21 protein-coding genes are annotated in these 22,193 nt (G+C 73.7%); 7 read left to right on the top strand and 14 right to left on the bottom strand.

Features of this window, described 5'->3' with window-relative positions:
* The first annotated feature begins 30 nt into the window (after window positions 1-30).
* A complete protein-coding gene (locus tag ACP7TJ_RS26730; RefSeq protein ID WP_189909017.1) occupies window positions 31-708 on the top strand; it encodes a HEAT repeat domain-containing protein in 678 nt (225 codons plus the stop codon).
* A 7-nt stretch (window positions 709-715) separates the two neighbouring features.
* Entirely contained in the window at window positions 716-1,720 is a 1,005-nt protein-coding gene (locus tag ACP7TJ_RS26725) for a HEAT repeat domain-containing protein (RefSeq protein ID WP_167742288.1), read from the top strand.
* A 53-nt stretch (window positions 1,721-1,773) separates the two neighbouring features.
* On the opposite strand, the gene rsgA is transcribed toward ACP7TJ_RS26725, so the two are convergent.
* Window positions 1,774-2,877 carry a ribosome small subunit-dependent GTPase A gene (gene rsgA, locus ACP7TJ_RS26720; RefSeq protein ID WP_167742289.1) on the bottom strand — a complete coding sequence of 368 codons (1,104 nt, stop codon included), beginning with the start codon at window positions 2,875-2,877 and terminating at the stop codon, window positions 1,774-1,776.
* Window positions 2,878-3,200: 323 nt separating this feature from the next.
* Entirely contained in the window at window positions 3,201-4,589 is a 1,389-nt protein-coding gene (locus ACP7TJ_RS26715) for an MATE family efflux transporter (protein ID WP_427765908.1), read from the bottom strand.
* Between the two features lie 110 nt (window positions 4,590-4,699).
* Between ACP7TJ_RS26715 and ACP7TJ_RS26710 the strand changes: the two genes are divergently transcribed.
* Complete coding sequence (locus tag ACP7TJ_RS26710) at window positions 4,700-5,224, top strand: PadR family transcriptional regulator (RefSeq protein WP_167742291.1); 525 nt, start codon at window positions 4,700-4,702, stop codon at window positions 5,222-5,224.
* Between the two features lie 126 nt (window positions 5,225-5,350).
* Here ACP7TJ_RS26710 and ACP7TJ_RS26705 read toward each other — a convergent pair whose 3' ends face one another.
* Window positions 5,351-5,803: a DUF1772 domain-containing protein gene (locus tag ACP7TJ_RS26705; RefSeq protein ID WP_367463328.1), complete on the bottom strand. Its 453-nt coding sequence runs from the start codon at window positions 5,801-5,803 to the stop codon at window positions 5,351-5,353.
* A gap of 90 nt (window positions 5,804-5,893) precedes the next feature.
* Here ACP7TJ_RS26705 and ACP7TJ_RS26700 point away from each other — a divergent pair, with 90 nt between their 5' ends.
* A complete protein-coding gene (locus ACP7TJ_RS26700) occupies window positions 5,894-6,478 on the top strand; it encodes a TetR/AcrR family transcriptional regulator (protein WP_387790344.1) in 585 nt (194 codons plus the stop codon).
* A 230-nt stretch (window positions 6,479-6,708) separates the two neighbouring features.
* Here ACP7TJ_RS26700 and ACP7TJ_RS26695 read toward each other — a convergent pair whose 3' ends face one another.
* Window positions 6,709-8,223, bottom strand: a complete 1,515-nt coding sequence (locus ACP7TJ_RS26695) for a cellulose binding domain-containing protein (RefSeq protein ID WP_427765904.1) — start codon at window positions 8,221-8,223, stop codon at window positions 6,709-6,711.
* A gap of 218 nt (window positions 8,224-8,441) precedes the next feature.
* Window positions 8,442-9,767, bottom strand: coding sequence for a radical SAM protein (locus ACP7TJ_RS26690; RefSeq protein ID WP_189909011.1), 1,326 nt, complete (start codon window positions 9,765-9,767; stop codon window positions 8,442-8,444).
* Window positions 9,768-9,921: 154 nt separating this feature from the next.
* On the opposite strand from ACP7TJ_RS26690, the gene ACP7TJ_RS26685 reads away from it, so the two are divergent.
* The gene (locus ACP7TJ_RS26685; protein ID WP_427765902.1) at window positions 9,922-11,175 is read left to right on the top strand and encodes an FAD-binding protein; all 1,254 of its coding nucleotides are present in this window, start codon (window positions 9,922-9,924) and stop codon (window positions 11,173-11,175) included.
* Between the two features lie 52 nt (window positions 11,176-11,227).
* On the opposite strand, the gene ACP7TJ_RS26680 is transcribed toward ACP7TJ_RS26685, so the two are convergent.
* Both ACP7TJ_RS26680 and ACP7TJ_RS26675 read right to left on the bottom strand, forming a co-directional pair.
* The gene (locus ACP7TJ_RS26680) at window positions 11,228-11,758 is read right to left on the bottom strand and encodes a hypothetical protein (RefSeq protein ID WP_367486664.1); all 531 of its coding nucleotides are present in this window, start codon (window positions 11,756-11,758) and stop codon (window positions 11,228-11,230) included.
* Entirely contained in the window at window positions 11,740-13,419 is a 1,680-nt protein-coding gene (locus ACP7TJ_RS26675) for a PHP domain-containing protein (RefSeq protein ID WP_193458024.1), read from the bottom strand. Before ACP7TJ_RS26675 ends, ACP7TJ_RS26680 begins: the two co-directional genes overlap by 19 nt.
* Before the next feature lie 223 nt (window positions 13,420-13,642).
* On the opposite strand from ACP7TJ_RS26675, the gene ACP7TJ_RS26670 reads away from it, so the two are divergent.
* Window positions 13,643-14,221, top strand: coding sequence for a TetR/AcrR family transcriptional regulator (locus tag ACP7TJ_RS26670; RefSeq protein WP_367472026.1), 579 nt, complete (start codon window positions 13,643-13,645; stop codon window positions 14,219-14,221).
* 12 nt (window positions 14,222-14,233) lie between these two features.
* Here the strand turns inward: ACP7TJ_RS26670 and ACP7TJ_RS26665 are convergent, their stop codons facing one another.
* The 4 genes from ACP7TJ_RS26665 to ACP7TJ_RS26650 form a co-directional block, all read right to left on the bottom strand.
* Complete coding sequence (locus ACP7TJ_RS26665; RefSeq protein WP_427765897.1) at window positions 14,234-15,010, bottom strand: isocitrate lyase/PEP mutase family protein; 777 nt, start codon at window positions 15,008-15,010, stop codon at window positions 14,234-14,236.
* A gap of 65 nt (window positions 15,011-15,075) precedes the next feature.
* Window positions 15,076-15,903, bottom strand: coding sequence for a class II glutamine amidotransferase (locus ACP7TJ_RS26660; RefSeq protein ID WP_093766159.1), 828 nt, complete (start codon window positions 15,901-15,903; stop codon window positions 15,076-15,078).
* Window positions 15,904-16,033: 130 nt separating this feature from the next.
* Window positions 16,034-16,456, bottom strand: a complete 423-nt coding sequence (locus ACP7TJ_RS26655) for a DUF7144 family membrane protein (RefSeq protein WP_093766160.1) — start codon at window positions 16,454-16,456, stop codon at window positions 16,034-16,036.
* 76 nt (window positions 16,457-16,532) lie between these two features.
* Window positions 16,533-16,970 carry an SHOCT domain-containing protein gene (locus ACP7TJ_RS26650; protein WP_167742299.1) on the bottom strand — a complete coding sequence of 146 codons (438 nt, stop codon included), beginning with the start codon at window positions 16,968-16,970 and terminating at the stop codon, window positions 16,533-16,535.
* 180 nt (window positions 16,971-17,150) lie between these two features.
* Here ACP7TJ_RS26650 and ACP7TJ_RS26645 point away from each other — a divergent pair, with 180 nt between their 5' ends.
* Window positions 17,151-18,557 (top strand): DUF2252 domain-containing protein, encoded by a 1,407-nt coding sequence (locus tag ACP7TJ_RS26645; RefSeq protein ID WP_401406381.1) that lies wholly within the window; start codon window positions 17,151-17,153, stop codon window positions 18,555-18,557.
* A gap of 39 nt (window positions 18,558-18,596) precedes the next feature.
* On the opposite strand, the gene ACP7TJ_RS26640 is transcribed toward ACP7TJ_RS26645, so the two are convergent.
* From ACP7TJ_RS26640 to ACP7TJ_RS26630, 3 genes are all read right to left on the bottom strand, one after another.
* Complete coding sequence (locus ACP7TJ_RS26640) at window positions 18,597-18,794, bottom strand: hypothetical protein (RefSeq protein WP_093766163.1); 198 nt, start codon at window positions 18,792-18,794, stop codon at window positions 18,597-18,599.
* A gap of 129 nt (window positions 18,795-18,923) precedes the next feature.
* Window positions 18,924-19,505 carry a hypothetical protein gene (locus tag ACP7TJ_RS26635; protein WP_380870708.1) on the bottom strand — a complete coding sequence of 194 codons (582 nt, stop codon included), beginning with the start codon at window positions 19,503-19,505 and terminating at the stop codon, window positions 18,924-18,926.
* A gap of 13 nt (window positions 19,506-19,518) precedes the next feature.
* Window positions 19,519-22,170, bottom strand: a complete 2,652-nt coding sequence (locus tag ACP7TJ_RS26630) for a LuxR C-terminal-related transcriptional regulator (protein ID WP_427767483.1) — start codon at window positions 22,168-22,170, stop codon at window positions 19,519-19,521.
* Window positions 22,171-22,193 lie beyond the last annotated feature (23 nt).

The following is a 22,193-nucleotide window of genomic DNA, read 5'->3' as shown; positions in this document are numbered from 1 at the left end:
GTCTTCACTGGCGGGCCTGGAGGTGCTCCGATGACCACGCCCAAGGCGGAGACGATGACATCACGGGTGCTCGCGGGACTGCGGCACGACGATTCCTCGGTGCGGCTGCGCGCGGCGCTGGCGGCCGGGTCGGACCCGGACCCCGGGTTCGTGGGGCCGCTGGTGGAGCGGTGCGGGGTGGAATCCGTGTTCCATGTGCGGGACATGCTGACGTGGGCCCTGACCCGGCACCCGGAGACGGTGACGGTGCCGCGGGTCGTGGCCGAGCTGCGGTCGCCCAACGCCCGGGCGCGGAGCCAGGCGCTGCACACCCTGTCCAAGATCGGGGACCGGAGCGTGTGGCCGGCGATCCCCCGGTCGCTGCTGACCGACCCGGACGACGAGGTGGCGCGGACCGCCTGGCGGACGGCGGTGCTGCTGGCGCCGGAGGGGGAGGCGGCGGAGCTGGCGGAGGTGCTGGTGTCGCAGCTCGGGCGGGGCGGGCGGGAGACGCAGATGAGTCTCAGCCGGGCGCTGATCGAGCTGGGCGAGGCGGCGGTCCCGCCGGTGCGGGCCGCGGCGGACCATACGGACCCGCGGGTACGGGGCCACGCGCTGGCGACGGAGCAGTTGCGGCGCGACCCCGAGGCGGGGTTCGCGTACGCGGTGGAGGAGGCGAAGCGCGTGGTGTCGCTGGGGCCCGACGGACCTGGCGGTGCGGAGGGGTGAGGCAGGGGTGCTGATCGGTGAGGTGGCGCGGCGGTCCGGGGTGAGCCCCCGGATGCTGCGGCACTACGAGTCGCTGGGCCTGGTGCGGCCCACGGGCCGTACGGCGGCCGGGTACCGCGCGTACACGGAGGAGGACATCCGGCGGATCTTCCACGTGGAGAGCCTGCGGTCGCTGGGGTTGTCGCTGCGGGACGCGGGCCGTGCCCTGGACGACCCCGGCTTCACCCCGTCCGGTCTCGTCGCGGACCTGGCCCGGCGGACGCGGGAGCGCATCGCGCGGGAGACGGAGCTGCTGACCCGACTCCAGCGGATCGACGCGGCGGAACCCGCCGACTGGCAGGACGTCCTCCAGGTCGTCGCGTTGCTGCGGAACCTGCGGTCGGGGGACGCGGGGATGCGGCAGCGGGCCGCCCTGTCGTCGGTGGACACGGCGCCGGTGCCGGTGGAGGCGCTGGTGGAGGCGGTGCTGAGCGAGACGGACCCGCATGTCGCCGGCGCCCTGCGGTGGGCGCTGGCGCAGGCGGGCGAGCGGGGCCCGGAGCTGCTGGCGGCGGGGCTGGGGTCGGCGCTGCCGGAGGTGCGGGGGCGGGCGGTGCGGTGCCTGGCGGAGATTCCGGGCGAGCGGGCGACGGCGCTGCTGCGGGACGCCCTCGGGGACCCGGACCCGTCCGTGCGCCGGACCGCGGCCCTGGAGCTGGGGGCGCGCGGGGTGGCGGACGCGATGCCGGAACTGGTCGGCATGGTCGTCGAGGAGGCGAACGACGTCGACGCGGCGGACGCGCTGGGCACGCTGGCGGGTGACGTGGCGGTGGCGGACCGTATCGGGGCGGAACTGGCGGACCGCCTCGCCGATGCCGCCCTCGGCCCGTCCGCGCGCCGCCGTCTGACGCAGGCCCTGGCCGAGATCCCGGGGCCGGCGGCCACGGACACGCTGAGGTCGCTGACCGGGGACGGGGACCGGGCGGTGGCGCTGACGGCGCGGTACGTGCTGGAGCTACGGGAGTCGGGCTGACCCTGTTCCGCCCCGCCGGGTGCCCGCTGAGGGCACCCGGCGGAACAGGGGTGTCAGCGCATCCGCCCCCGCTTGGCCTCCATGGCCGCCTTGCCGATGGCGCCCTTGCGCTTCCAGTCCTTGCGGAGCTCGGCGCGGACGCGGGCGTCGGTCTTGGCGACGATGTACTGGTTCTCGCGGAGCAGCTTGCGGTAGCTGTCCAGGCGGCGCTGCGGCAGCTCACCGGCCTCGATGGCGTCGAGGACGGCACAGCCCGGCTCGCTCTCGTGGGCGCAGTCGTGGAACCGGCAGTTCTCGGCGAGATCCTGGATCTCGGAGAACACCTGGCCGACACCGGTGCCGGCGTCCCACAGGCCGACGCCCCGCAGACCGGGGGTGTCGATGAGGACTCCCCCGCCGGGCAGCAGGAGCAGGTTGCGGGTCGTGGTGGTGTGGCGGCCCTTGCCGTCGACGTCCCGGGTGGCCTGGACGTCCATGACGTCCTCGCCGAGGAGGGCGTTGGCCAGGGTGGACTTGCCCGCGCCGGACTGCCCGAGCAGGACGGAGGTCCCGCCGGACACGACCGCGGCGAGCACGTCGAGCCCTTCGCCGTCCTGCGCGCTGACGGTGACGACGGGCACGCCCGGCGCGGTCGTCTCGACGTCCTGCACGAGGTACGCCCGGGTCACCGCGTCCGGCACGAGGTCGGCCTTGGTGAGCACCACGACCGGCTGCGCCCCGGACTCCCACGCCAGCGCGAGGAACCGCTCGATCCGGGCGAGGTCCAGCTCGACGGCGAGCGACACGGCGACGACCGCGTGGTCGACGTTGGCGGCGAGGATCTGCCCCTCGGACCGCTTGGAGGAGGTGGACCGCACGAACGCGGTACGGCGCGGCAGCAGCGTCCGCACGTAACGGGGGCGGGCGCCCTCCGGGTCGACGGCGGCCCAGTCGCCCGTGCAGACGACCTTCATCGGATCGCGGGGGACGACGTACTCGGTGTCGGCGCGGATCACGCCGTCCGGGGTGGCCAGGTCGCACAGCCCCCGGTCGACCCGGACCACCCGGCCCGGCACCAGCCCTTGCGCGGCGTACGGAGCGAAGGCGTCCGCCCACTCCTCGTCCCAGCCGTAGGGAGCGAGGGCGTGCGAGGAGGCGGAAAGAGAGGAGAGATTCAAGGGAAACCCTTCGAAGGGCGGCCCCGGCGGCACGCGTTCAGGAACGCGCGAGAAGAGGAGAGGTCAGCCGGTGGCCACGGAGGTGAACGAAACGATCGACTGAATGCGGGCACGGCCCATCACAGAGACAGCCATCGGTCACACCTCCCAAGAACCTCGTCATGAACAGCGCCCGTGGGCGCCTTGCCGACTCGGCACAGACTAGAGGGCCTGGCGGCGGCCCGCCAGCGAATTTCCCGGCGTATCCGCATGGGGCGCGCCAGGTGGGCGGGGTCGCCGTCCCACCGCCCCGCTTCTGGTACTTGGCACTTCCCAACCGTTCATCAGGCACGTCGATTGCCGGATGAAGGGCTGTCGGGTCTTGCGTCGCCGATCTTCAGCCGACTGTCGTCGTCGCCAGTGACGGTCGGATGTTCCGTGCGCCGATACATCCTGGCAATGGCTGCGCACTGAAGTGCCATGGCCAGCGCCATGGCCAGACAGATTCCGGGCAGCCCCCAACCCGACAGGCTGTATGCGAGTGCGAGTTGGAGCGCCGTGCCGCACACCGTGATCCGCGCAAGGGCGGCGCTGCCACCGCTGCCCTCGAACACCCCGCCCAGTGCGATGAAGCAAGCGAGAAGCACCAGGTACGGCCCCAGACAACGCAGATAGAGTGCGCCTGCCCCGGCCACCTCTCCCTCACTGCCGAAGACCCACATGATCCACGGCCCGGCGGCGAGCAGTATCAGCAGAGCCGCGAACCCCAGCGATCCGGCGACGAGCAACACCTGTCGTCCGATGGCGCGCCGCTCGTCGCGTCCGGCACCGAGCAGATGGGCGGTGCGGATGGCCGCAGCCTGGCGTACCGCGTAGAAGGCCATGGTCGCGACGTACATCGCCTTCGTCGCGATCCCGTATGCGGCGACCTCGCTGACGCCGATCCGGGCGACGACGGCGACGAGCGCGAGCGCCCCCGCCATGCGTGCGACGAAGTCGGCCGACATGGGAAGCCCGGTCGCAGCGGTCTTGCGCGCATCGGCGCTGAGCGAACCGGCCCGGTACGGGGCCGCCTGAGCTGCCTGCCGCAGTACGCCGTTGCGGTGCAGCGCCACGAACCCGCAGATGAGCGCGACTGTCCGGCCCAGCACTGTGGCGATCGCCGCTCCGCGCACCCCGAGGTCGAATCCCAGGATGAACAGGGGATCCAGCCCGAGGATCAGGCCGTTCGCGAGGATCGCCAGCTTCATCGGGGTGCGGGTGTCACCCGCACCCTTGAGGATGCCGTCGACGACGTTGGTGGCGAAGAACACCGCGATTCCTGGCAACGCGATCGAGAAATAGCCAGTGGCGAGGGGCAGCGAGTCGCCGCTGCTGCCGCCGAGTACGAGGTGGGCGAGCGGTTCGCGGCACAGGTACCCGCCGATGGCGACCACGGGTGTGACGAGTGCCCACAGGACCCATCCGCCGCGCACGGCGGAGCCCATCGCCACCGGATCCCCCGCTCCTCTGGCTCGTGCGACGAGCACCGTCGTGCCCGAGCCGGCGACGAGGATGACGCCGAGCAGCAGGTTCTCGACATTCGTGGCGACAGCCACCGCGGCAACAGCGCTCCCGCCGAGCCGGGCCACCCAGACCATGTTGATGATCCCGGCCGTGACCCCGGCGAGTAGCTCGAAGTAGACCGGATACGCGAGCGACACCAACCTGCGCCGGTGTTCTGCTGCCCCCATGACCGCACCCCTCTTTTCGCTGTACCTCTAATCGAGGTACAGCGAAAAGAGATAGCATGGCAGGGTGGAGCGAGCAAGCGCGCCGACAGGCGCAGGAAGGAGCTCGGGGCGTGCTGGAGCTGTCAATTCTGGGTTTCCTCTTCGAGGAGCCCCTGCATGGATACGAGTTGAAAGCCCGCATCCAGGGCCTCAGCGGCCACATCCGCCCAGTGAGCGACGGAGCGCTCTATCCGGCCATCTCCAGGCTCGTGAAAGCGGGTCTGATCGAGCAGCGCACCGAGCCCGGAAGCGGTGCCGCGCCCCGCCGGATCCTGTCCCTCACCGAGGCGGGCCGCGCCGAACTGCTCGCCCGGTTGCGGCACCCCAAGGAGGCCGACATTACCGATGGGCAGCGCTTCTTCACTCTGCTTGCCTTCCTGCACCATCTCCCGGACCGTGCCGAGCAGGCTGCGGTGCTGCGCCGGCGGCAGGCCTTCCTCAACATCCCGGCGAGCTTCTTCTACCGCGACGGGGAGCCCGTGCGAGCCGAGGAATCGCCCAGCCTCTTCCGGCAGGGCATGCTGCGCATCGCTCGCGCAACCGGCACCGAGGAAAAGAAGTGGCTGGCCGAGGCCATCGGCAGCCTGGAGGGTTGAGCACGGCCCGACGGCGAAGCCCATCCCGCCGCATGGCGTGGTGGACGCCGTCGCCTCTGAGGCGGCGGCCACGCAGCGGGCGAGAGTTGCAGCGGGTGACCGGCCACCCGGAGGCCGCCGTGCGGTTCAGCCTCGGGCGACGGCCAGGAGGGTGAAGGCCGCGGCGATCAGGGCGAGGCGGCCGTAGTGGTAGCGGGCCCAGCGGTTGAGCTGTTCCCTCCAGTCGGCGGGGCGGTTCTCGGGCGTCCAGGTCTTGTTGCGGTTGTTGATCGGGACGAGCAGCAGCAGCGACATGATCACGCTGAGGACGAGCAGTGCGGCGGCGCTCACGAGGAGACCGGTGCCGGGGCCGGGGTCGCCCCGTCCCGCGACGGCCCATACGGCGACGAGGACGAGCGAGCCGATGTACCAGACCGGCATCACCGCACCGAGCATGCGGCCGCCATGGGCATGTGCCTGCTGGGCGCTGTCCTCGGGCAGTGCGTCGATCACGCGGTTCAGGACGAAGGCGACGGAGAATTCCACGCCGACCATCAGGCCGACGATCACGACGGTGGCGACTTCGAGCGTGCTGAGCATGCGATCTCCCTGATTTTCTAGCATTGCTAGATGATGGGTCAACGCTAGACCTGTCGGTGCTTGATTGTCTAGCAGTGCTAGGATCGGTCTATGTCGGTACAGGAACGCAAGCAGCGGGAGCGGGCGGAGCGGGAGCGGCTCATCGTCGCCACGGCGCGGCAACTCGCCGAGGAGCAAGGGTGGGACGCGGTCACGACCCGGCGGCTCGCCGAGCGCATCGAGTACAGCCAGCCTGTGCTGTACAGCCACTTCCGCGGGAAGCGGGAGATCATCGGCGCCGTGGCCCTGGAGGGGGCTGCCGAGCTGGCGGCGGAGTTGCGGGCCGCGTCCAGGTCCGCGTCGGCGGAGGGGACGCGAGGGCGGGTCACCGCCCTGGCCCGGGCGTATCTGGACTTCGCCGAGCGGAATCCTGCTGTCTACGACGCGATGTTCCAGCTGGACGGTGGGCTGGTGTTCGCGGCGGAGGAGACGCCGGAGGCGTTGAAGGACGGGTTCGCCGCGTTGTTGGAGACGCTGAAGGATGTGGCGGGGGAGGGTGTCGAGGCGGGGTTGCTCACCGAGGTGTTCTGGGCGTCGTTGCACGGGTTGGTGACGTTGAGCCGTGCGGGGCGGTTGCCGGTGGGTGATGCGGAGCGGAGGGTTTGGCTGTTGGTCAGCCGTCTTGCCGTTGTCTGAGCATCTTGTGTCTGAGCATCTTGGCGGGTCGCTGCGTCACCCGTGTCGCAGTGGGCCGGGGGGTGTGGCGCAGCCCGGCGCCGACGGGGTGCCGCCGCGCCCACCCGTGCCGCCCTGGGGGTACCTCCCAGGCCCTGAGGCACTGGGGGAGGCACGAATGCCCGCTAGTTGCGGAGCGCGCGGCCGCGCGGGCGTCGGTGCTGCCGGGGTGCTCAGAGCGCCCGCCCCCCTCACGCCACCGCGCAGGCCCGGCCGTTGAGCGTGAAGTCGGATGCCTGGGTGTCCGAGCCCTGTCGGGCCGTGAGGTAGCCGAAGGCCAGGCGGCTGCCTGCCGAGACCTTGGCGTTGTAGTCGGCCGCGGCAGCGGTCACCCGTGTGTCCGTCTGGTGCACCGACGCATCCCACATGTGGGTGACGCGGTGGCCCTCGGGGACGGTGAAGGCGACGCGCCAGCCGTCCAGGGCGTGGCGGGTCGTCACGGTGACGGCGGCCTGGTAGCCGTCCGGCCACTGGTTGAGCACGTCGTAGTCGACCACGCACGCGGCAGGCGAGTCGTCCCCCGGCGTGGCGGCGGCGCCCGAGGACGTGCCCTGCGGTTCCGGGTCGGGCTCGGGCGTCGGGTCCGCCGTACGGGAGGGCGGGGCGGCGGCGCTGCTCGGCGGGGAGCTGGGGGTCGGGGGTTCCGACGGATCCGCGCCCGCGGAACCGGACGGCGCCGTGCCCACCGGCGGCAGGGAGGGCGCGGGCGCGGCCACGGGGCCGCCGCGGTCGTTGTCGGCGGCGGGCGTACCCGGGTCCCCGCCGTCCCCGAACGGCATCAGCGACACCGCGAGCGCGAGCAGGGAGACGACGACGGCCGCGGCCATGGGCCCGTGCCGGACGACCCGCGCCTTGCGGTCCCGTCCGTCCGCCGGGTCGTCGTGGTCCGCGTCGGGCCCGTCCGGGCGCCCCGCGCCCAGCCGGACCTCGGCGGCGCGTCGGCGGCGCTCCAGGTAGGCGAGGCCGCCCCAGCCGATGACGCCGCCGGCCAGCGCGCCGGGCAGGGTGCCGCCGTGCAGGCGCAGACAGGCGGCGGCCTCCGCGCACTGGCGGCAGGTGGCGAGGTGCCGGGACAGGTCCTCGGGGGTGTCCGCGGCGGGCGAGCGGGTGACGGCGTCGAGCAGCCGGGCGTAGCTGCGGCACTCGGCGTCCATCGGCGAGTCGAGGTGGTTGCGGTGGCAGCGGTCCCGGAACAGGCGGCCGACCTGGGCGAGTTCGTCGGCCGTGGTGGCGGGGTCGAGGCCCAGCCGGCGGGCCACGAGGGGCAGCGGGAGCGCCTCCGCCTCGGCCAGCCACAGCAGTTCGGCGTCCGCCTGCTGGAGGTCGCGCAGCCCCCGCAGCGCGATGGGCCGTTCGAGCGGCGGGCCGGTGTAGCGGGCGGCCTCGTCCGAGTGCAGCCACAGCCGCAGTTCGGGCTCGAGCTTGTGGCCCTGCCCCTCCTTCTCCCACGCGGCGGCCGTGTTGCGCACGGCGGTCAGCAGCAGCGGGATGCGGGGCAGCCGGGAGGAGCGGCGGCCGGTCCCGCGCACGCTTCCCGACTCGGCCGCGCGCAGTTCCCGTATGCCCTCGGCGAAGGCCTCGCGGGCCAGTTCCGCGGCGGCGCTCGAGCCCGCCGTGCACAGGTCGGCGTAGGAGAGCACCGCGTCCCAGCATTCGGTGAACAGGGCCGCCTCGGTGGCGTCCTGAGGGCTCGGCAGGTCGGGCATGAGACTCCTGCATCCACAAGCGAGGTCAACTCGCCATACCGGCGGGTGGAGTTGAAGGGAACCTCGCGGCAGTGGACGAGAGCTTTGCACGTCTCCGACACAACTGACAAGCGCTGTCTTCACTTTGTGTGGCGGTGCCGCGACCCCTCGCAGGGACCATACGCGGAGAAGGCCGGAACGTCTCGGTTCCGGCCTTTCCCGAACGCCTCGACGGGCTCCTAGACGGGCTCCTCCACGGGCTCCGTGGCGGGCAGGCTGTCCATGAAGGAGCTCACGGAGAACACCGCGCGGCCGGGTCCGGGCGGGCCGTAGCCGGGGGGCGAGGCGAGACCGAAGTCCTCCATCGTCTGCCGGTACGCCTGGAGCAGCCGGATGTGGTACTCCAGCGGCGCGCCCTGCGGGTTGGCCTTGCCGAGCGGGGTGGTCGGCTCCGGGCACCAGGTGGTGAAGCGGGGCGTGATCCCCTTCGACATGAAGAAGCGCAGGCCCTCCGTGGTGGACGCGATCGCCTCGTCGACGGTCTTGAACCCGAACGGCTCGGCCATCTCCACGCCGGCCACGAAGTTGGGGATGACGTTGCGCGCGCCGAAGATCTCCGCGGAGTCGAGGATGCGGCGGTGCCACTCGTCGCGGCCGACGTACCGCTCCTTGCCGGGGCAGTACATCTTGAACAGGTACTCGTCCCACACCTCGTAGTTGGGGTGGTAGATCTGCACGCCGTAGTCCTTGAAGCGCTGCACGTCGTCCTTGGGCAGCGCCTGGGCGACGACCTTGCCGATCCAGCGGCCGGGGAAGCGCTCCTCGATGGCCTTGGCGTAGTGACCGTAGAAGTCGGCCTCGTCACGGCCGGAGACGGTCTTGGTGATGGCGCCGCCGGTGAGGGTGTAGGCGGTGGACGCCTTCGCCGTGTCGTACCGGTCGATGATCTCCAGGGCCTCGAGGACCTCCTCGACGTCCTTCACCCCGGTGTAGGGCCGGCCGGCGGCCTTGTGCTGGCGCCAGTTGTGGTTGATGTCGCAGTACTGGCACTCCTCCTTGGCGCCGAAGTACTGGCAGACCCGGAAGACCGTCAGATAGATCAGGTAACCCCACTGGATGGTGGGGGCGACCTCCATCACCGACTTCCCGTTGGACAGCTTGTGCCGGTAGTACTCCGGCATCGGCGGCACGCCGACGTCGGAGATCCGCTTGCCGTCCAGGTAGAGGCCGAGCATGCCGTGCTCGTCGGCGGCGACCCGGTACGGGGACGACGGGTTCACCCGGACGGACACGACCGTGCGGCGCAGGTCGTACGGTCCTCCGGTGAGGATGATCTCCTCCGGCGGGCGGCGCAGCGCGGCCTCGCCCAGCTCCGGCAGGGTGCCGTGGTCGAAGGAGAAGATGAAGTACGACTTCGGTTTGACCTCGCCGCCCTCGTTGTCGCTGAGCGCGGAGGGGTCGAAGGCCACACCGCCGCGCAGCAGGTCCTCCTTGAAGACGGCCTCGCGCGGAACGTGCGGGAACCGCTCCATCAGATCCTCGACCAGCGCGGTACGGCTGCCCATCGCGTGTTCTCCTCCCGGTGCCGACGTACGACTCCTCACGGTATGCCCCCGGCCGGGCATCCTGGGCGCCGGGTCCCCCCACATGGCGTGGGTCACTCCCGAGGTAGGTTCCGTCGGGGCCCTTCCGCGGGTCCGCAGGCGGGAAGGACGAGGGATGACCGAGAGCGTGACCAACTGGGCCGGCAACATCACGTACGCCGCCAAGGAGCTGCACCGGCCGCGCACGACGGACGCGCTGCGCGCGCTGGTGGCGGACTCCGCGCGGGTGCGGGTGCTGGGCAGCGGCCACTCCTTCAACGACATCGCCGACGCCGGCGAGGACGGCGTCCTGCTGTCCCTGGCCGCGCTGCCCCCGGTGATCGAGGTGGACGCGGAGTCGCGCACGGTGCGGGTCGGCGGCGGGGTCCGGTACGCGGAGCTGGCCCGCGAGGTGCACCGGCACGGTCTTGCGCTGGCGAACATGGCGTCGCTCCCGCACATCTCGGTCGCCGGGTCGGTCGCCACCGGCACGCACGGCTCCGGGGTCGGCAACGGGCCGCTCAGCTCGTCGGTGCGCGCGGTGGAGCTGGTCACGGCGGACGGCTCGACGCTCACCCTGGAGCGCGGCGACGAGCGGTTCGGCGGCGCGGTCACCGCGCTGGGCGCGCTCGGCGTGGTCACCGCGCTCACCCTGGACCTGGAGCCGGCGTACGAGGTGGAGCAGCGGGTGTTCACCGAGCTGCCGCTCGACGTGCTGGACGCGGGCACGTTCGACGCGGTGATGTCGGCGGCGTACAGCGTGAGCCTGTTCACCGACTGGCGGGAGCCCGGCTTCCGGCAGGTGTGGGTGAAGCACCGCACCGACCGGCCGCGCACCGGCTTCCCGTGGGCGGCGCCCGCGACGCAGAAGATGCACCCGGTGCCGGGGATGCCGGGGGTGAACTGCACCGAGCAGTTCGGGGCGCCGGGCCCCTGGCACGAGCGGCTGCCTCACTTCCGGGCGGAGTTCACCCCGAGCAGCGGGGCGGAGCTCCAGTCGGAGTACCTGCTGCCCCGGGAGACCGCGGTGGACGCGCTGCGTGCCCTGGACGCCGTCCGGGAGACGGTCGCGCCGGTGCTGCAGACCTGCGAGGTGCGCACGGTGGCCGCCGACGACCAGTGGATGAGCCCGGCGTACGGCAGGGACACGGTGGCCCTGCACTTCACCTGGATCGAGGACACGGCGACGGTGCTGCCGGTGGTGCGGCGGGTGGAGGAGGCGCTCGCGCCGTTCGCGCCGCGCCCGCACTGGGGCAAGGTGTTCGCCACCCCGCCGGCCGAACTGCGGTCCCGCTACCCGCGCCTGCACGACTTCCGCGCCCTGGTCCGCGAGCTGGACCCGGAGGGCGTGTTCGGCAACGCGTTCGTGCGGAGTGTGCTGGGCGGCTGACCGGGGCACGGGGGCCTGCCCGGCCCCCACGCCCCGGCCTGCTTCAGCGGGTTCAGTGGTCGGCGCAGCAGGGTGTCGGGTCCGGCGCCTCGAAGGGCACCAGCGTGTCCCCCAGGGCCGGGGTGGCGGCGAGGACCAGGGCGCCGCCCTGCCACTGGGGCCGTACATGGTCGCGGGTCACCATGCGGGTGTCCGGCTCCGGCGGCAGGGGTGAGCCCAGCACCGTCACCCGGTCGATCGCGGAGCGTTCCAGCACCTCCGCGACCGTCAGGGTGCCCGTGAGCCGGGACGCCCCCGGGTAGAGCACCGCGCGCCCCGACGGGTCCGGCAGTCCCGCCGAGACGGCGCCGTACTCCCCCGCCGCGAGCCGCTCCCGCACGGTGTCCAGGAGCGGCGCCGAGGGCAGGGACAGCGACACCACGACTCGCGGGCGCCCGTCCCGCACCAGGTGGGTGCAGCCGACGGTGTCCCCGGGCAGGGCGAGCCGGTCCGCCAGCGCGTGGAGCAGATGGTCCGCCGCCCGCAGGTCCCGTGCGCCCGCGTCCACGGTGAGCGCGTACGCCGTCACGACGGCAGCACCCACACGGGGTTGGAGTAGAACCACAGGTCGCGCCAGGGGTCGGCGTCGCCGACGACGTCCAGGGCGGGACCGGCCGGGTCGACCTCGGCGCCCATGACGCCGACGGCGGACCGGTTGCCGTCGGTGCCGCGCAGCCGCAGGTACACCGGCCGGTCGACCCGCCCCAGGTCGAAGGTGAGCCGCACGCTGCCCGTGGACTTCCTGACGTCGTACGACCGGACGACGGCCGCCGTGGGCGCGGTGAACGTGTCCTTGTCGGCGACCGGGCCGGTGACGTCGCCCCGGATGACGTCGACGCGGGCCAGTTCGGGCGTGAAACCGGCCCAGTTGGGGCCGCCGGCCAGGGTCACGTCGGCGGTCAGCGTGACCCTGGCGCCCTTGCGGACGTGCAGGGCGCCGCCGAGGGTGGCCCAGCGGCCGCCGCCGGAGACGCGGACGTCGAGGCCGGAGATCAGCTGCCCGTGGTCGACCCAGATGCGGCCGGCGCGGATGCCGTCCATGACGGCGGCGTAGGAGAAGCGGTCGGCGCCGACGTGGGTACGGCTGTACTGGCCGGGCCAGAAGTCGCCCTGCCGGGTGTCGATCTTCCCGGCGTAGACGGGGTCGCCGTAGCGGCCGTCGGCGGCGAAGTCGCCGGCGCCGCGGGCGGTGGTGTCGGCGTACACCTGGTGGGAGTCGGAGTTGGCGGTGATCCACCAGGGGCGGCCCTCGGCGAGGAGGCTGTCCCACAGGCCGCCGACGGTGGCGGTCATCCAGTCGAAGCCGCCCCAGGTGCGGTAGCTCTCCAGCGGGTAGCCGGGGAAGGAGTTCGGGCCGGGGCTGCCGTCGTAGATGCCGCGGGCGCCGCCCGGGCCGAGCGGGCCGGGCAGTCCGGCGGCCTGGTGGCCCGGGGCGCCCTCGAAGCCGACGGCGATCTGCCGGTCCCGGCCGGTGGCGTCGCGCCAGGCACGGATCTCGTGCGGGGAGTCGATACCCTTGCGGGAGGGGTGGTTGGCGAGCATCAGCGCGTCCTCGACCTTGCGGCGCCTGACCTGCTCGGCGAGGAACCGGAGACCGGCGACCGCGAGGGCCTCGTTGGCGGGGGTGGAGTCGCCCGCGCCCTTCACGCCGCCGTCGTAGTCGTTCTCGAACTGCTTGAGGACGGCGACCTCGTTGCGTCCGGGGTGGACGAACACGGTGCCGTGCTCGGCGGCCGGGATGTTCCACTCCAGGCCCTGGAAGACGAGGGTGTCCCGGTGGGCGGCGCGTGCCTGCTTGATGTCGGGGTTGACCTTCTCCACGCCGATCCTGGCGTGCGTGGCGCTGCCGTGGTCGGTGATGACCAGCCAGTCCATGCCGTGCCGGGCGCCCTGGCGCACCTGGTCGACGACGCGGTACTTGCCGTCGCTGCTGTAGTGGGTGTGGATGTGGTGGTCGCCGGCCAGCCAGAGGTACCCGCCGCGCGGGGTTCTGCTGTCTCCTCCGCGGTCGTCCGCCGCGGCGGTGCTTCCGGTGAGCACGGTGCCGGCGGCCAGGCCCGCGCCCAGCAGGCCTGTGCGGCGCAGGAGGGCGCGGCGGGACGCCTGTTCGGGGGTCAGTGCCTCGTCGGGCACGGAGGTGTCGAAGGCGGCGGGCAGGGAGGCGGGGGCGGTCGCGCCGTGCGCGTGGTCGTGGTTGTGGCCCATGGGGGGAGGATCCGGGGGGTGCGTGAATCGAGGGCGGCGGTGGGGTGGCCGGTGGGTGCCGTCGTCACGACAGGTGCGGGCCGTCGGGGGCTGGTCGCGCAGTTCCCCGCGCCCCTGGGGGCGCCCCGAAGGGCCGTCGGGAACCGCGGGCGAGCCGCGTGCCGCCCACGTCGGCTACATTCACGTGTCCCGAACCCCGCCCGCCCGACCGCCGGAGGCCCGCATCCCCCGCGCCGGACTCACCGCCGACCGCCTCGTCGCGGCCGCCGCCGACCTCGCCGACGAGGCCGGCTACGAGAACGTCACCCTGTCCGCGCTGGCCCGGCGTTTCGACGTCAAGGACGCGAGCCTGTACGCGCATGTGCGCGGGCTGCGGGACCTGCGCACCCGGATGGCGCTGCTGGCGGGCGGCGAGATGATCGACCGGATCGCGGCGGCGGTCGAGGGCCGCACCGGCAAGGAGGCGCTGGCCGCCTTCGCCGGCGCGTACCGGGGCTACGCTCTCGCCCACCCCGGACGGTACGCCGCCACCCAGATCCCCCTGGACGAGGCCACGGTGACGGACTCCCCCGCGCTGCGCCGCACCGCCGAGGTCACCTACGGTCTGCTCCGTGCGTACGGCCTGGAGGAGCCCGATCTCACCGACGCGGTACGGCTGTTGCGCAGCTCCTTCCACGGCTACTGCGCCCTGGAGTCCGCCGGCGCGTTCGGCGCCCCGCGCGACCTGGAGGCGTCCTGGGACCGGATGATCGACGCGCTGCACCTCACCTTGCGGAACTGGCCCCGCAGAGCGGCGGACTGACCCCCACGGGCGTCAGCCCACGAACTCCTGCACCTCCCGGTACGACGGCACCGTGCCCTCCGCCGCCGTCCGCCCCTCCCGCACCGCGACCACCGCGTCCAGCGCCGCGCCGAGCGCCCGCCGGTACAGCAGCGAGCCGAGACTGACGCGCCGCACGCCGAGGCCGGCGAGCCGGGCGAGGGACGGCCCGCCGGGCGCGTACAGGACGTTGAGGGGGCACCCCTCCAGGGCGCGCACCAGGACGGCGATCCCGTCCGGGTCGGTGAGACCCGGCACGAACACGCCGTCCGCACCGGCATCCCGGTACGCCCGCACCCGCTCCAGGGCGCCCTCACCGTCACCGAGCCAGTACGTGTCCGTCCGGGCGTTGACGAAGAGACCGGGCGCGGCGGCGCGCACGGCCCGGATCTTCGCCACGTGCCGGTCGACCGGCCCGAGCCCGTCCTCGAGGTTGATCCCGACCGCGCCGCGCGCCCGCAACTCCGCCGCGAAGGCGCCCACTTCGCCGGGATCGTCGCTGAAGCCGTCCTCCGCGTCGACGGAGAGGAGACACGGCAGCGACCCGAGGGCGCCGGCGAGGCGCAGGGTCTCCTCGCGGGTGGCCCGGGCCCCGTCGGGCAGCCCGGCCGCCGCGGCGACGCCCAGGCTGGTCGTGCCGACGGCGGGGAAGCCGTGGGTGTGGAGGAGGGCCGCGGAGGCGTGGTCCCAGGCGTTGGGCAGCAGCAGGGGCGTGTCCTGGTGGTGGAGCGCGGCGAAGGTCTCCGCGCGCACGGCGTGGTCGTCGGTCATGCGGGCCACGCTAGGCCCTTGACGCTTCGGCGCCCGCCGAACCGTCGGCGGGGTGCGCGGCCGGCTCACTCCGGCGCGAACGTGTGCATCTCGTCGCCCTCCGCCTGCACCACCCCGTACGAGCTCTCCGGGACCTCGTTCCAGGCGCCGGGCAGGTCGCCGAGGGGTTCGGAGACGATGAGGCGGGCGTCGTCCGCGATGTCGCGCAGGAACGCCACGTCCGGGTGGAGGGACTTCAGCGTCTCGCCGCGGGTGCTGTAGAAGAGGGAGCGCGACTGACGCCGGGTGGAGTAGCGGAACGCCCACAGCCGTACCCCGTCGGTGACCGCGACCGTCATCTGTACGGGATGGTCGACGCCGTGCCGGCGGCCGGTGCGCTCGACGAGGCCGGCCATGCGGGCGACGGCGCCGCGCGGGTCGTCCTCCAGTCCGAAGGTGAGCGCCAGGTAGAACATCATCTCGGAGTCCGTGGACCCCTCGATGTACGGGAACAGGTCCGGGCGGACGGCCAGGGCGAGGTCGCGCCGCAGCAGGGGGAAGCCCTCGATGGCCCCGTTGTGCATCCACATCCAGCGGCCGTGCCGGAAGGGGTGGCAGTTGGTCTGCTGCACCGCCGTACCGGTGGAGGCGCGGATGTGGGCGAAGAACAGCGGGGAGACGACGTGCCCGGCGATCTCCCGCAGATTACGGTCGCTCCAGGCCGGCCCGATGTCCCTGAACACGGCGGGGCTGTCCTTGTCCGGCATGTACCAGCCGATGCCGAAGCCGTCGCCGTTGGTGGTCTCCACGCCCATCCGGGCGTGCAGGCTCTGGTCGATCAGGGAGTGGACCGGCCGGTAGAGCAGGTTCTCGAGCAGGATCGGCGTGCCCGAATAGGCGAGCCAACGGCACATGTCCACCGCCTTCCCAGTGGGGACGGACCCCGTGTACGCACCGGCGGGCGTGAGCCGCAGGGCCCACGCCCGCCCGGGACACCGCACGCCGCACCGGGTACCCATCGCGCCGGACGGGACGCGTCCGGCGTCAGGTGCGGGAGCGGCCGCCCACGCACAGCGCCCAGATGACGAAGCCGGAGAAGGCGATCATCACCACGGACCAGACCGGGTAGTACGGCAGGGACAGGAAGTTCGCGATGACGATGAACCCCGCGATCACCACGCCGGAGACGCGGGCCCACAGGGCTCCCCGGCCGAGGCCGAGGCCGACGAGCACCGCGATCGCGCCGAGCACGAGGTGGGTCCAGCCCCAGGCCGTCAGGTCGAACTTGAAGACGTAGTCCTGTGTCGTCACGAAGACGTCGTCCTCGGCGATGCCCATGATCCCGCGGAAGATGTCCAGCACCCCCACGAGCATCAGGGTGACGGCGGCGAAGACGGTCAGGCCGCCCGCCCACTCGCGCTTCGCCGACGGCGCGTGCGCCCCGTGTGTCGGATGTGTGGCTGTCATGACTGTGCCTCGGTTCCGTGTCGTGTCCGCGGCGTGGCGGACGGTGTCCCCCGCGCGGGCGGGCGGGGCGTCCCGGTCACGAGTGGGGCCCGTGGCCGCTCAGGACCAGCTCCTTGGCCCTGCGGAACTCGTCGTCCGAGATGTCCCCGCGCGCCTTGATCTCGGAGAGCCGGGCCAGTTCGTCCACGCTGCTGGTCCGCTCCCCCGTCCCCTTCGCCGTCTCCCGGATGTAGCTGTCGAGCGCCTCCTGCTGGGCGCGCGCCTGGGCCATCTCCCGGCTGCCCATGTTCCTGCCGCGGGCGATCACGTAGACGAAGACGCCCAGGAAGGGCAGGACGATCGTGAAGACCAGCCAGCCCGTCTTGGCCCAGCCGCTGAGGGAGTCGTCGCGGACGATGTCGACGATCACCCGGAAGAGCAGGATGAACCACATGATCCACAGGAAGAACACCACCATCGTCAGCAGTGCGCTGAGCAGCGGGTAGTCGTACGCGAGATACGTCATGCCGGTCATCTCCTCCTCGCTCGCGGGCCCTCTGCGCCCGCCCGCGCCACGCCGGCGCGTCGTGCCGGTCTCAGCGTGGCCCGTACGGCGTCCCGGCCGCCTCACCCGGCGCGGGTGATCCGGCGGGCGGGTCGCACGGGGTGGGATGGACGGCGTGGAGTCGTGGTCATGCGCGACGGGAGGACGGCGATGGCGGTACCGGACGTGTTCGACGCCTCCCTCTCCCCGGCCGCGCGGGCCTCGTACGGCAGGCGGGCGCGTGGCCGTGCGCCCCGCTCGTCCCATGCCGGGTTCGCTCCGGCCCCTGGACGGCCGGACCCCGTGGACGTGCTGGAACGGCAGTCCGCGACCCGGCTGCCCGAGCTGGTGCCGGTCCGCTACGGGCGGATGCTGGAGTCGCCGTTCCGTTTCTACCGGGGCGCCGCCGCGATCATGGCGGCGGACCTCGCGCCGCTCCCGGACGCCGGGCTCGTCGTGCAGCTGTGCGGGGACGCGCATCTGCTGAACTTCCGGCTGCTGGCCTCCCCCGAGCGGCATCTCGTCTTCGACATCAACGACTTCGACGAGACCCATGCCGGCCCCTTCGAATGGGACGTCAAGCGGCTCGCGGCCAGCTTCGCCATCGCCGGGCGCGCGAACGGCTTCACCGTGGCGGAGCAGAGCGACGCGGTGCGGGCCTGCGTCGCCGCGTACCGGCTGCGCATGCGGGAGTTCGCCGGGATGCGGACGCTGGACATCTGGTACGCGCAGGACGACGCCGACCGGCTGCCCGAGGCGGCGGCCTCCGCCCTGACCTCCGAGGCCCGGCGGCGTACGGCCGAGGCGGCCCGCAAGGCGCGTACCCGCACGCATCTCCAGGCGTACGCGAAGCTCACCCGTGCCACGCCGCAGGGGCGGCGCATCGCGGCGGACCCGCCGCTGATCACCCCGCTGCGGGATCTGCTGGACGGCGCGTCGGCCGAGGAGAAGGGCCTGCGCGCGGTGCTGGACGGCTACGCGCGGTCGCTGGCGTCGGACCGCCGGCATCTGCTGAGCCGTTACCACCTCGTGGACATGGCCCGGAAGGTGGTGGGGGTCGGCAGTGTCGGCACCCGCTGCTGGATCGTGCTGCTGCTCGGCCGGGACGACGACGATCCGCTGCTGCTCCAGGCCAAGGAGGCGCAGGAGTCGGTGCTCGCCCCGTACACGGACGGCGAGGAGACCGGCCACCAGGGCCGGCGGGTCGTGGAGGGGCAGCGGCTGATCCAGACGACCAGCGACATCCTGCTCGGCTGGACGCACGCGACGGGCCTCGACGGCAGGCCCCGCGACTTCTACGTACGGCAGCTGCGGGACTGGAAGGGCATCGCCCGGCCCGAGACGATGGACCCCGGTCTGCTGCGCCAGTTCGCCCGCCTGTGCGGGGCGAGCCTGGCGCGGGCCCACGCGCGGTCCGGCGACCCGGTCGCGATCGCCGCCTACCTGGGGCGCGGCGACCGCTTCGACCGGGCGCTCGCGACGTTCGCGCAGGACTACGCCGACCGCAACGAACGCGACTTCGCGGCGCTGGGCGAGGCGGTGGGGTCCGGCCGGGTGCGCGCCGAGGGGCATCCCTGACCTCCGGCGTCCCTGACCTCCGGCGTCCCGCCGGGTGGCTCACTGGGGCATCTGGCGCAGCTCCAGGACCCGCAGGCCGAGGGACTGGCAGCGGGCCAGCAGCCCGTAGAGGTGCGCCTCGTCGACCACCTGCCCGAACAGCAGGGTCTGCCCGGACATCGTCACGTGGTCGAGCTCCGGGAACATGCGGATCAGCGGTTCCGACAGCTGCCCCTCGACGCGGATCTCGTAGCGCATGAGCCGCTCCCCGGGTGGTGCCTGAACCGGGCGGACCACGCCCGCACCTTCCGATGGTCCAGCCCTCGGCGGCGACGCGGCTCACCCCGGGCAGGTGAGAGCGGCGCCCCGGGGCGCGCTCAGTGTTGCTCAGTGTTTCAGCCACAGTTTGCTCGCCAGGATGACCAGTCCCAGGACGAGATTGACCAGCGCCGACAGCACCAGCAGCCGCCCCGGCGCGCCCGCCTGCCGGGCCGCGGCCACGGACCATCCCACCTGCCCCGCCACGGCGACGGACAGCGCGAACCACTGGCCGCCCTGCACACCGAGACCCAGCACGGGCCCGACCCCCACCGCGACCGCAGGCGGCACCGCCGCCTTGACGATCGTCCACTCCTCCCGGCACACCCGCCGCACGACGGCGCGGTCCGGCGGACGCTGCGCCAGCCGCGCCCCGAACAGGTGGGCGTGCACATGGGCGATCCAGAACACGACGCCGGTGAGCAGCAGCAGGAGCACGAGTTCGAGCCGCGGGAAGGACCCGAGCGTGCCGGCACCGACGATCACCGAGGCGGCGAGCATGGATCCGTAGACACCGCCGGTGTAGTCGGCGTGGGGGCGGCGGGGTGCGGACGCGTCGTCCGCCACCGTCGCGGAGTCGCGCGCGTCCGCCGGGCTCCGCGCGGGACGCCCGGGCCGGCCGGGTGGCCGCGGGGTCCGTTCGCCGGTCATGGCCGTCGTCGCCTCACAGGAGGCCCAGTTCCCGGGCTCGGCGTACCGCCTCGCTGCGGCGGCCCACCGACAGCTTGCGGTAGGCGTTCTTCAGGTGCGTCTTCACCGTGTTCACCGAGACGTACAGATCGGCGGCGATCTCCTCGGTGGACATCGCCAGGGCGAGCCGCCGCAGCACGTCCCGTTCGCGGCCGCTCAGTTCCTCGACCGGCGGGGGCGGGCTGCCGGCCGGGCGGGGCGCGGCGGGGCGGCGGTGGCGTGGGGTGGGCGTCAGGTAGGGGCGGATCCATGACCCCGCCTCGGTGAGGGGCCGTCGCAGTCCTTCCCGGTGGGCCTCCGTCACCGCGTGCGCGACCAGGCGGCGGGCCGCGGCGGCGTCCCCCGCCCGGTCGGCCGCCCGTGCCCGTACCAGCGCGGCCCGTACGGTCACGGCCGGGCCGGCGTGCTCGTCGACGGCCGCCCGGTCGAGCAGCCGTACGGCCGCCTCGGGCCGTCCGGCGGCGAGCAGCACCCGGGCGGCGCCGACCGCGCACGCCGGCTGGTCGGGAGGCACCTCGGGCAGCAGCGCGGCGGCGTCCTGCGGCCGTCCCTCCGCAAGGTCGGCGGCCGCCGCGACCAGGGCCGTCTCGCCCCGCGCCCACGGTGAGACGGCGTCGGCCGGCACGCCGGTCTCCACCGCCTTCCGCGCCGCACCGGGCTCGCCCCGCGCCAGGTGCAGACGCGCGGCGACCAGGGCGCGCCCGGCCTCCAGGACGGGGTCCCGCAGCGCGGGGTGCGACTCGCCCGCCGTGCCGAGCAGCGCCCGCGCCTGCCCCAGCTCCTCGCGCTCCACGGCCACGGCGGCGAGGACGAGCCGTTCCACGCCGGAGGCGGCGGGCCGGGCGAGCCCGGACCGTTCGGTCTCCGCGAGGGCCTCGCGTGCCGTGCGTTCGGCGCGGCCCGGCCAGCCGTGCAGGACGTCCAGGAGGGCGAGCCGGGCCAGCGCGTCCTCACGCGGCAGGGCGGTGACGGCCGCGCCGGGGCCGGTTGCCGCCGCCCGTGTCAGCGCGGCCCGCGCCCCCGTGAAGTCCCCGGCCCACAGCCGGGCGGACCCCAGGTGGTCCAGCAGCAGCGCGAACAGCTCGGGGTGCCGGTCCAGCAGTTCGGCGGGAAGCAGGTCCCGCAGCTCCTCGGCCTCGCGTACGGCGTCCTCCGCGCGGCCGGGCGCGCCTTCCAGCCGGGCGACGAGGGCGTCCAGGAGGGCGCAGCCCATCCGGACGGCCGCCGTGTCGGGCTCGCCCGCCGGGCCGTCGTACCGCGCCATACGCTGCCGTGCCCGGCGCAGCCGCACGGCGCCTCCGGCGAGGTCGCCGCGGGACAGCCGGGCGGCGGCCCGCACGAGTTCCGGCGCGGGGCCGTCGCCGCCCCGCGGCCCCATCCGGGAGATCAGCGCGGCGAGCGTGTCGGCGCGGGGGCCGGTGAAGAACTGGCCGAGGGCGAGGTCGTCGACCAGGGCGGAGGCGGTGAACTCCCAGTCGTCGGCGGCGGCGCCGTGCCCGAGCGCCGCCGGGAGCGCCCCGGACGTACGGAGGCAGACGGCGGCCCGCCGGTGCAGTTCGGGTTCCAGTCCGGGCCGGCGCATCCGCAGATGGGCGCGGAGGATCTCCGCGAACAGGGGGTGCAGCCGGTACACGCCGTGGCCGACGTGCTGGACGAAGGCGTTGCTCCGGTGCAGCCGGGCCAGCGTGTCCTCGGCGTCCGCGCGTCCCGTGACCGCGTCGGCGAGCCGCGGGCCGAACCGGTCGAGGACGCTGACCCGCAGCAGCAGTTCCTGCGTCTCTGCGTCCTGCCGCTTGAGCACCTCGGCCAGCAGGAAGTCGGCGACGGCGCTCCGGTCGGCCTCGAACTCCTTGAGGCAGAGCTCGGGGTCCGGGGCCTCCTCGGCCGCCAGCGCGCACAGCCGCAGTCCGGCGGCCCACCCCCGGGTCCGCTCCACGACCCCGCGCACCGCGGCCGGGGACAGCCGCAGGCCGTGCGCCTCCATCAGCCGGGCCGCCTCGCCGGGCGTGAAGGCGAGTTCCGCGTCGCGGATCTCGGTCAGTTCGCCGGCGGCGCGGTAGCGGTGCAGGGGCAGCAGCGGCTCGGTACGGGTGACGAGGACCAGCCGCAGCCCCGGCGCGGAGTGGCGCAGCAGGAAGTCGAGCTGAGCGGCGATCTCCGGGGCGGTGACCCGGTCGAACTCGTCCAGCACCAGGACCACCGGCCGGTCCCGCTCGCCGAGGAGGGCGGCGAGCCGGACCGGCAGGGCGTCGCCCACCCGGTTCGCGTCGGCCGGGGAGGCGATGTCCCCGGGCAGCGGCACGCCGGAGGTGCGCAGCGCCTGGAGGAGGTACGCCCAGAACACGCCGGCGCCCTGCCCGTCGGCGTCGGTGGTGAGCCAGGCGACGGGCAGCTCGGGGTGCCCGGCCACCCAGTCCGCGACCAGCAGCGTCTTCCCCGCGCCGGCGGAGCCGTTCACCATGGTCAGGGGGGTGCGCAGGGCGCCGTCGAGGTGCCCGGCCAGCCGCTCCCTGCGCAGGAACGTGTCCGGCGGCGCGGGGACGGCGAAGCGGGTGCGCAGGAACGGGTCGCCGCGCGGGTCGCACGGCCCGCCCTGCGGATCTTGGGGGCCGTCGTGTCTCTCCACGGCTGGGCGGTCGTCGCCCTGAT

Source organism: Streptomyces sp. DSM 41931 (assembly GCF_050271085.1).
In the GTDB taxonomy this organism is placed as follows: domain Bacteria; phylum Actinomycetota; class Actinomycetes; order Streptomycetales; family Streptomycetaceae; genus Streptomyces; species Streptomyces albogriseolus.
Note: the sequence above shows the minus strand (reverse complement) of the source record. Positions and strands in the feature narration are given on the sequence as shown.

Coding starts and splice junctions, on each gene's coding strand:
- ACP7TJ_RS26665 (WP_427765897.1), bottom strand. CDS start 15,010: ATGACCGACGACCACGCCGTGCGCGCGGAGACCTTCGCCGCGCTCCAC.
- ACP7TJ_RS26700 (WP_387790344.1), top strand. CDS start 5,894: ATGTCGGTACAGGAACGCAAGCAGCGGGAGCGGGCGGAGCGGGAGCGG.
- ACP7TJ_RS26655 (WP_093766160.1), bottom strand. CDS start 16,456: ATGACAGCCACACATCCGACACACGGGGCGCACGCGCCGTCGGCGAAG.
- ACP7TJ_RS26690 (WP_189909011.1), bottom strand. CDS start 9,767: ATGGGCAGCCGTACCGCGCTGGTCGAGGATCTGATGGAGCGGTTCCCG.
- ACP7TJ_RS26660 (WP_093766159.1), bottom strand. CDS start 15,903: ATGTGCCGTTGGCTCGCCTATTCGGGCACGCCGATCCTGCTCGAGAAC.
- ACP7TJ_RS26685 (WP_427765902.1), top strand. CDS start 9,922: ATGACCGAGAGCGTGACCAACTGGGCCGGCAACATCACGTACGCCGCC.
- ACP7TJ_RS26695 (WP_427765904.1), bottom strand. CDS start 8,223: ATGCCCGACCTGCCGAGCCCTCAGGACGCCACCGAGGCGGCCCTGTTC.
- ACP7TJ_RS26640 (WP_093766163.1), bottom strand. CDS start 18,794: ATGCGCTACGAGATCCGCGTCGAGGGGCAGCTGTCGGAACCGCTGATC.
- ACP7TJ_RS26645 (WP_401406381.1), top strand. CDS start 17,151: ATGGCGGTACCGGACGTGTTCGACGCCTCCCTCTCCCCGGCCGCGCGG.
- ACP7TJ_RS26650 (WP_167742299.1), bottom strand. CDS start 16,970: ATGACCGGCATGACGTATCTCGCGTACGACTACCCGCTGCTCAGCGCA.
- ACP7TJ_RS26730 (WP_189909017.1), top strand. CDS start 31: ATGACCACGCCCAAGGCGGAGACGATGACATCACGGGTGCTCGCGGGA.
- ACP7TJ_RS26675 (WP_193458024.1), bottom strand. CDS start 13,419: ATGGGCCACAACCACGACCACGCGCACGGCGCGACCGCCCCCGCCTCC.
- ACP7TJ_RS26635 (WP_380870708.1), bottom strand. CDS start 19,505: ATGACCGGCGAACGGACCCCGCGGCCACCCGGCCGGCCCGGGCGTCCC.
- ACP7TJ_RS26715 (WP_427765908.1), bottom strand. CDS start 4,589: ATGGGGGCAGCAGAACACCGGCGCAGGTTGGTGTCGCTCGCGTATCCG.
- ACP7TJ_RS26705 (WP_367463328.1), bottom strand. CDS start 5,803: ATGCTCAGCACGCTCGAAGTCGCCACCGTCGTGATCGTCGGCCTGATG.